Source organism: Yoonia sp. (assembly GCF_014859355.1).
GTDB lineage: Bacteria > Pseudomonadota > Alphaproteobacteria > Rhodobacterales > Rhodobacteraceae > Yoonia.
Genome location: NZ_JACUUJ010000002.1, coordinates 172,036 through 179,653, shown reverse-complemented (window position 1 = coordinate 179,653; position 7,618 = coordinate 172,036). Strand labels below are relative to the sequence as shown.

Sequence of the window (7,618 nt, the reverse complement as noted above, 5' to 3'; positions counted from 1 at the left end):
CGGTGGTCATGGTCTTTACCGGCTACGGAGAGACGTTCCTGCTGGGCATCATCCTTTGCCTGCTGATGTATGCGCGCCACGCTGAAAACATCAAACGCCTGCGGGCAGGAACAGAGACGCGGATCGGCGCGAAATAGGGCGAGACGTCACGACGGAACATAAACCGCCCCCGCGTCAGGTGCCTCGAGGAACGAAGGTCAAAAGCACCGTCAACCAGTCTTGTCCGACGCTTCAAACTACACGCTACTCTGATATAGCGCTTTCATGTCAGATTTAATTGAGAATTGTTGGAGCGGCTTGCAGTATCGCTTCACGCGAACGAGGCTCTCGTCATGACCGATGACTCTCAAACACAGACCAGCGCAAAGACTAAGACCGAGAGTCGCAAACCTCTTTGGGTCTACCTTAAGCAGTGCGCCGCGTACTCGTGGCTCAGTATACGCGCTCTTTGGCCTCTTTGGTTCGGCATTTTTGCTTTGGTCGCCGTTTGGTCAGTTTTATTTATTTTGGGTTGCCGAGAAAAAGACATCCGATTGCTAGGGATGTTGCTGCAATTAGGTGGCTTCCTGACTGTCGCAAAGGGACTGAGAGACTCCGGCAGGCTGTTCCAAAAACCTACTTTTCGAGAAAGAATCGCGATTTACTTCAAAGGATTTCCACGACCCAGCGCTACAAACCACTTCCGTTCGGCACACATCTCTAAAAAGGCCATGATTGAAACCAAAAGGATAGTTGTTTTGTCCGGGCCAAACACACCGCTCGAAAATCGTGTGGAAAAGCTGGAAGAAATAACAAAAAGCCTCTTCGGTGAAGTTGGCGAACTTGGAGGAAATCTCAGAGCGCAATCGGATGAGTTGACGCTCAAGATCACAGAAGAAGTCACCCAAAGAAAGGCAGGGCATAGAGCGTTTGAAGAACAGCTTGAAAGGGCCGTCATCGGCGGTATTCATGTCGATTGGTGGGGCGTTATCTTATTCATTGCCGGTATTATTCTCGCAAGCGCATCGCCAGAACTTGCGGGTATGCTAGGGAATGCTGGAAACTGTAGATAATGAAGCCGACGTTCTGCCAGCGGCAGGTCAATATACGACAAAGCAACCTGAATCCCCCTTCACGTTGAGAACAACCGAGTGCTGTTGCGGTCATTTAGGGCTTACTGCCGAATCACCCTATCGGATCAGCCCCCTAATAACTATATTCCGCGTAAATTCGTTTGATATCGCCGTTCCAGTCGCCGTTGTAATGATCCAGCAATTCATCTGCCGGGGTCTTGCCGGTTTCGACGGATTCTTTCAACGCGTTCAGGAAATGGGTTTCATCCGGGACCATGCCGCCGGCGCCGGGCATCGCGCGGGCCTTTAGACCGGCCTGCGATATCGCGACGCATTGGCGGGCAAGTTCGTGCATGTTGATCTCGTCCACCTGCGCCTGCAACCCGTCGATGGATGCCGCCACGCGCAGCGCCTCGCGCTGGTCGGCTGTCCAGTCCTTGCACAGATCCCACGCGGCATCGAGAGCGGTCTGGTCATACATCAGTCCGACCCAGAACGCCGGCAATGCGCAAAGCCGCCGCCACGGGCCGCCATCGGCGCCGCGCATTTCGATATATTGCTTGATCCGCGCTTCAGGGAACACGGTTGTCAGGTGGTCGGCCCAATCGGACAACAGCGGTTTTTCACCGGGCAGCGCAGGCAGTTCGCCGCGCAGGAAATCGCGGAACGACATGCCCAGCGCGTCGATATATTTGCCGTCGCGATAGACAAAATACATCGGCACATCCAACACCCAATCAACCCATGCCTGAAACCCGAAACCGTCCTGAAACACAAAGGGCAACATACCCGTGCGCGCAGGGTCCAGATCGCGCCAGATGCGGCTGCGCCATGATTTATGGCCGTTCGGCGCACCCTCGAAGAACGGGGAATTGGCGAATAGGGCGGTCGCCACCGGCTGCAAGGCCAGTGCGACGCGCAGTTTCTGCACCATGTCGGGTTCCGACGCGAAATCAAGGTTGACCTGCACGGTGCAGGTGCGGCGCATCATCTGGGTGCCCAGCGTGCCGACCTTTTGCATGTAGTCGTTCATCAGCTTGTAACGCCCCTTGGGCATCAGGGGCATCTGTTCGTGCGTCCATTCGGGGGCGGCCCCCAGCCCGATGAATTTCACCCCGATGTCATCGGCAACCGATTTGACCTCGGCCAGATGCACGTTCACCTCGTCACAGGTCTGGTGGATGGTTTCCAGCGGCGCGCCCGACAGCTCCAGCTGGCCGCCCGGTTCAAGGCTGACGTTCGCGCCATCCTTGGTCAGGCCAATGATTTCGCCGCCTTCAAAGACCGGATCCCAGTGGAACCGGGTTTGCAACCCTTCCAGCACCGCCTTGATCGACCGGTCACCGTCATAGGGAAGCGGCAGCAGGGTATCCTGACAAAAGCCGAATTTTTCATGCTCTGTGCCGATGCGCCACTGGTCCTTGGGCTTGCACCCCTTGGACAGGGTTTCGACCAGTTGGGCGTAATTCTCGATCGGACCACCGCCGGTTTGAGGAATAGACATGGGGCCGTGCTCCGCTTGTTGTCATACGTGTATTGCTGCCTGCACCAGCCGCGCTCTCAATGCAAGAGCGGACGATCCCGTTGCCACACCGTAACACGCGCATCAGGTGTGTGTGAAAGCACATCCAGCAGGGCACCGGTTTTGATATCAGGCAGGGCCGAAAAAATATCAAAAAGCGCCTCGGCCCCGGCTGCATTGACTGGGATCGCGATGCGCTGGCCACTGATCCCTGTCAAAACCCAGACCGGGGCGGGGTGGGCCGTCGGGTCCAGTTCCAGCAGGGTCAAGTCATTCACATCCATGACACCGCCATCCAAAGGGCCGAAATAGGCCAGTCGCCGTTCCCTGATTTGCACCACGCCCGGCCCGTCGCCCTTCTGGCGAAACCGGCCCCGCTGCACGCCAGCGGCAGCCCAAATTCCGCCTGCTGCCGTCAAAAGCCATCCCAGCCAGACTACCGCGCCAACGCTGTTCAACCCCCACCACAGCCCGAAAGACACCACCGCCAGCCCCAGCCAGACATCGCGCCAGCGCCACAGAAACGCGCGCGCCTCGGGTCGCAGAAAATCAGCCATGCACCATTTGCCCTTCTTCATAGACCACTGCGGCATAACTGCCTTGGCGCTGGAATCCAATGGCGGCATAGGCTCGGGCGGCAGCAACCGATGCCGCAGCAAGATAGGCGCTGCACACGCCCTCGGCGCGGGCCTGCGCCAGATGCAAGGCCACAGAGATGCGCCCAAATCCGCATCCGCGCAGATGTGGCGGCACAAAGACACCACCCACCTGAACGACGTCAGCAAAGGCCGCGTTGAACCCGGTCATCGCGACTGGTTGGGCACCATCCATCAACACACGATAGGTGTCGCGTTCGCTGATTTCCTTTAGGTCATGCCGCGCGCGCTGTTGCGCAACCGTGACCGCATTTCCTTGGGTTTCCATCAGGAAGGCCGCGCGCCAGTTGACCAACAGGTCTATCGGGGCCGCAACCAACGGCTGCAAGCACAAACCATCTGTCTGCGGCATCACCAGATCACCCAGCGGCAAGCAATAGACAGGTTCGGTAAAATCCAGCACGGGGGGCGCGCGCAGGCAAAGTGCGATGCGCAACTCCGCCACCGTATCAGGCGCGCCGCCGATCCCTGTCACCCGCGTTCCATTCAACAGCGCCGGTGTCTGCCTGACCACATCCGTGTTAAACACAGGGAACAGAAACCCTGCCCCCGTCACCCCCAAAACATCCGTCAATTCGCCCTGATCATGCCACAGCCAGAACCGCATCGCCTTGGGGTGGTCAGTGCCCAACCCGTGACAGGTCAGGTTGGTCAGCGGATAGAATGCCAGCGGCAATTGCCTGCGCAGGAACGCCGTGATCGCTGGCAGGTCGGCCGGAAGGGCGCGGATCACCGCCAGTCGCCAAGGGCCTGCTGCCAGACCGTCAGCGCCGCTACCGCGGCAGTATCGGCGCGCAAGATGCGGGGGCCAAGGCTGACCGGATGGGCAAAGGGCAGACTGCGCAAACGGTCCCGTTCGGCGGGGGAAAAACCGCCCTCGGGCCCGATAAGAATCGCCCAAGGGCCGGGCAGATCGGGCAGACCGACGGGATCGCCGATCAGCGCCTCATCACAGAACATCAACTGGCGGTCGGCAGGCCAAGCAGCCAGCACCCGCGACAGTTTTGCCAGATCATCCACCGGCGGCACAAAGGTGCCGCCGCATTGTTCTGCGGCCTCGATCGCGTGGGCCTGCAATTTTTCCTGCCGGATGCGGTTTGCCGCTTGGGTAAAATCGCTCTGCACCGGCATGATCCGGGCGGCACCCATTTCCACCGCCTTTTCCACAATAAACACCGTGCGTTCCTTGCGGATGGGGGCGAACAGGAACCACAGGTCAGGCGGCGATTGCAGCGGCGCTGTCTGGGCGCGGCAGATCAGCACACCGCCCTTTTTGCCCACCTGCACGACCTGTGCATCCCATTCGCCATCGCGGCTGTTGATCAGCGACAGCACGGCCCCCGCGCCCAGCCGCATCACCCCGAACAGGTAATGCGCCTGATCGCGGCCCAAGGGAACCGTTTGCGCTTCACCCAACGGGTGATCTACATAAAGCCGAACCTTCGATGCCATAAGGCGGATCATATGACCCAGAATGCCAAGACACCAGAGCCAACAGGCACCGTTGCCGATGCCGTCAAGGGCAACTGGGTTGACCGGCTGGCACCCGAATTTTCCCGCCCTTACCTGCGGCTCAGCCGCGCAGACAGGCCCATCGGCACATGGCTGCTGTATTTGCCCTGCCTCTGGGGGCTGGCGCTGGCGATACTGGCAACAGGCAGCCCGCGTCCGTTTGATCTGTGGATCATCGTCGCCTGCGGGGTGGGTGCCTTTCTGATGCGCGGCGCGGGCTGCACCTGGAACGATATCACCGACCGCGATTTTGACGGTGCCGTGGCGCGCACGCGGTCACGCCCGATCCCGTCAGGGCAGGTCACGGTGCGGGGCGCGCTGATCTGGATGGTGGCACAGGCGCTGGTGTCCTTTGGCATCCTGCTGACCTTTCCGGCGGCGGCGGTCATTCTTGGCATCATCGCACTGGCCCCGGTGGCAATTTATCCATTTGCCAAACGGTTCACCTGGTGGCCGCAGGTGTTTCTGGGTCTGGCGTTCAACTGGGGCGCACTGCTGGCCTGGGCGGCACATACCGGCAGCATCGGGCCGGTGCCCGTTGTGCTTTATCTGGCGGGGATCGGCTGGACCCTGTTTTACGACACCATCTATGCCCATCAGGACACCGAAGATGACGCCCTGATCGGTGTGAAATCCACCGCACGGCTGTTTGGCGATGCTTCGCGCAAATGGCTGCGCCTGTTCCTGACCATCACGGTGATCCTGTTCGGGGCTGCGGTGGTTCTGGCCTGTATCAACCGTTCCGTGCTGTCACTGGTGATCGCCATTGCCGGGCCTTGGGCAATGGGCTGGCACATGACATGGCAATTGACGCGTTTCGATGCCGACGACAACGACAGCCTGTTGCGGCTTTTCAGGTCAAACCGAAACGCCGGGCTGATTCCCTTGCCGTTTTTCGCCGTCGCACTTTTGGTGTGATTGAACCCTGCGCCGCTGCGCCCTAAGGGTAAAGCCGGGACATCGGGAAGATACGAATGAAGATGCGGCTTTCAGCCATTTTTCTGCGCATTGCAGCCTTCGGGGTTGCGGGCGTTGGCGCCTATGCAGCGGCCCAGACAACAGTGGCCGTGGTCGAGGATCGTTCCGTGCTAGCCGTGCGGGAAACGCTTGCAGATCAGGGCTATACATGGGCAACAGTGCTGGGTGACGGGCTTCAGATCATCCTTGAAGGGCAAGCCCCAACCGAGGCACAGCGGTTTCGCGCGATCTCGGCGGCGGGGGGCATGGTCGATGCCAGCCGGGTCATCGACAATATGAGCGTGATCGATTCGGCGGCCTTCACTCCACCGGAATTTGCCATCGAAATTCTGCGCAATGACAGTGGCGTTTCGCTGATCGGGCTAATCCCCGCAACAACAGACCGTGATCAGCTTGCGGCGCAGATCACCAAAATAGCGGGCGGGCAAACTGTGACCGACTTGCTGGAAACCGGCGACTATCCCACGCCGGACACATGGCGCGAGTCCCTGCGCTATGCGCTGAGGGCGCTGGAAATTTTGCCAAGGGCGAAAATTTCCGTTGCCGCAGACCGCGTCAGCATCAACGCCATCGCCGACAGCCCGCAGGAAAAGCGCAAGCTTGAGGCCGCGCTGGCACGCACAATGCCCCAAGCGGTGCGGGTGGCCATCAGTATCAATGCACCCCGCCCGGTGATTTCCCCGTTTACAACCCGGTTCATTCTTGATGGTTCAGGCGCGAAATTTGATGCCTGCACCGCCGATACCGAAGAGGCCCGCGACGCGATCCTTGTTGCGGCCAGTGCGGCGGGTTTTACGGGCAAGGCCAACTGTACCCTGGCCTTGGGCGCACCCAGCCGCACTTGGGGCGAGGCAGTGGCAGCCGCGATTGACGCGGTAAACGGCTTGGGGGGCGGCACCGTCACCATTTCCGACACCGACATCACGCTGGTTGCCCCTATGGGCACAGACAAGACTACATTTGACGATATTGTCGGCGGGCTTGACAACGCCTTGCCTGCTGCGTTTGCGCTGGCCGCAGAGTTGCCGCAGGCCCCCGAAGCTACCCCTGATGGCCCGCCGCAATTTACAGCCACCCGCAGCCCCGAGGGCCTTGTGCAATTGCGCGGGCGTATCCCGGATGACATGTCCAACATGGTCGCCCAAAACTATGCCATCGCAAAGTTCGGGCAAAGCAGAATCACGATGCGCACAAGGGTGGCGAACGGATTGCCACAGGGCTGGTCCGTCAGGGTGCTTGCCGGAATCGAGGCGCTGTCAAGGCTGTCAAACGGTGCGGTCGTCGTGGAGCCGGACCGTATTCAGGTGCGCGGCAACTCTGGCAACACCGAAGCAAGTGCTGAAATTTCACGCCTGCTGATCGAGAAACTGGGCCAGACCGCTGCGTTCGACATCGATGTCACCTATGTCGAACACCTTGACCCGATCGCAGGGCTGCCGACACCGGAAGAATGCATCACCCGGATCAATGCCGTAACCGCGGATCGCAAGATCACCTTTGACCCCGGATCAGCACAACTGACAGCCGACACCCAACCGATCGTCGATGACATTGCCGAAATTCTAAAGGTGTGTGGCGATCTGCGCATCAGGGTCGCAGGCTATACCGACAGCCAGGGCCGCGAGGTCATGAACCTGCAACTGTCACAAGACAGGGCCGATGCGATCCTGAGCGCCTTGCGCGCCCGTCGCGTGCCCGTCAGCACGTTCGAAGCGATCGGCTATGGCCAGGAAAACCCGATTGCCGACAACGCAACCGAAGAAGGCCGCGAAGCGAACCGAAGAATTGAATTCAGCCTGATCGCACCGGAATCGACCGCGGAAGAATTAAACGCGCTTGACCAGATCGCATTGGAAAACCGGTTGGAAAAAGAAGAACAAAGCGCACAATGAGGGCGA

7 protein-coding genes are annotated in these 7,618 nt (G+C 59.7%); 3 read left to right on the top strand and 4 right to left on the bottom strand.

Features of this window, described 5'->3' with window-relative positions:
* Window positions 1-332: 332 nt before the first annotated feature.
* Complete coding sequence (locus IBX59_RS02100; RefSeq protein ID WP_296371888.1) at window positions 333-1,052, top strand: hypothetical protein; 720 nt, start codon at window positions 333-335, stop codon at window positions 1,050-1,052.
* A 133-nt stretch (window positions 1,053-1,185) separates the two neighbouring features.
* Here the strand turns inward: IBX59_RS02100 and IBX59_RS02095 are convergent, their stop codons facing one another.
* The 4 genes from IBX59_RS02095 to IBX59_RS02080 are packed head-to-tail and all read right to left on the bottom strand — an operon-like array spanning window position 1,186 to window position 4,682.
* Entirely contained in the window at window positions 1,186-2,556 is a 1,371-nt protein-coding gene (locus IBX59_RS02095) for a glutamate--cysteine ligase (RefSeq protein ID WP_296371886.1), read from the bottom strand.
* Window positions 2,557-2,612: 56 nt separating this feature from the next.
* Window positions 2,613-3,131, bottom strand: a complete 519-nt coding sequence (locus IBX59_RS02090; RefSeq protein ID WP_296371884.1) for a hypothetical protein — start codon at window positions 3,129-3,131, stop codon at window positions 2,613-2,615.
* Complete coding sequence (locus IBX59_RS02085) at window positions 3,124-3,963, bottom strand: GNAT family N-acetyltransferase (RefSeq protein WP_296371883.1); 840 nt, start codon at window positions 3,961-3,963, stop codon at window positions 3,124-3,126. Before IBX59_RS02085 ends, IBX59_RS02090 begins: the two co-directional genes overlap by 8 nt.
* Entirely contained in the window at window positions 3,960-4,682 is a 723-nt protein-coding gene (locus IBX59_RS02080; RefSeq protein WP_296371881.1) for a 16S rRNA (uracil(1498)-N(3))-methyltransferase, read from the bottom strand. Before IBX59_RS02080 ends, IBX59_RS02085 begins: the two co-directional genes overlap by 4 nt.
* 12 nt (window positions 4,683-4,694) lie before the next feature.
* Here IBX59_RS02080 and ubiA point away from each other — a divergent pair, with 12 nt between their 5' ends.
* Together ubiA and IBX59_RS02070 are read left to right on the top strand one after the other, a co-directional pair.
* Window positions 4,695-5,660, top strand: a complete 966-nt coding sequence (gene ubiA / locus IBX59_RS02075; RefSeq protein ID WP_296371880.1) for a 4-hydroxybenzoate octaprenyltransferase — start codon at window positions 4,695-4,697, stop codon at window positions 5,658-5,660.
* Window positions 5,661-5,716: 56 nt separating this feature from the next.
* The gene (locus IBX59_RS02070) at window positions 5,717-7,612 is read left to right on the top strand and encodes an OmpA family protein (RefSeq protein WP_367119350.1); all 1,896 of its coding nucleotides are present in this window, start codon (window positions 5,717-5,719) and stop codon (window positions 7,610-7,612) included.
* Window positions 7,613-7,618: the final 6 nt, after the last annotated feature.

Coding starts and splice junctions, on each gene's coding strand:
- IBX59_RS02100 (WP_296371888.1), top strand. CDS start 333: ATGACCGATGACTCTCAAACACAGACCAGCGCAAAGACTAAGACCGAG.
- IBX59_RS02095 (WP_296371886.1), bottom strand. CDS start 2,556: ATGTCTATTCCTCAAACCGGCGGTGGTCCGATCGAGAATTACGCCCAA.
- IBX59_RS02090 (WP_296371884.1), bottom strand. CDS start 3,131: ATGGCTGATTTTCTGCGACCCGAGGCGCGCGCGTTTCTGTGGCGCTGG.
- IBX59_RS02080 (WP_296371881.1), bottom strand. CDS start 4,682: ATGGCATCGAAGGTTCGGCTTTATGTAGATCACCCGTTGGGTGAAGCG.
- ubiA (WP_296371880.1), top strand. CDS start 4,695: ATGACCCAGAATGCCAAGACACCAGAGCCAACAGGCACCGTTGCCGAT.
- IBX59_RS02070 (WP_367119350.1), top strand. CDS start 5,717: ATGAAGATGCGGCTTTCAGCCATTTTTCTGCGCATTGCAGCCTTCGGG.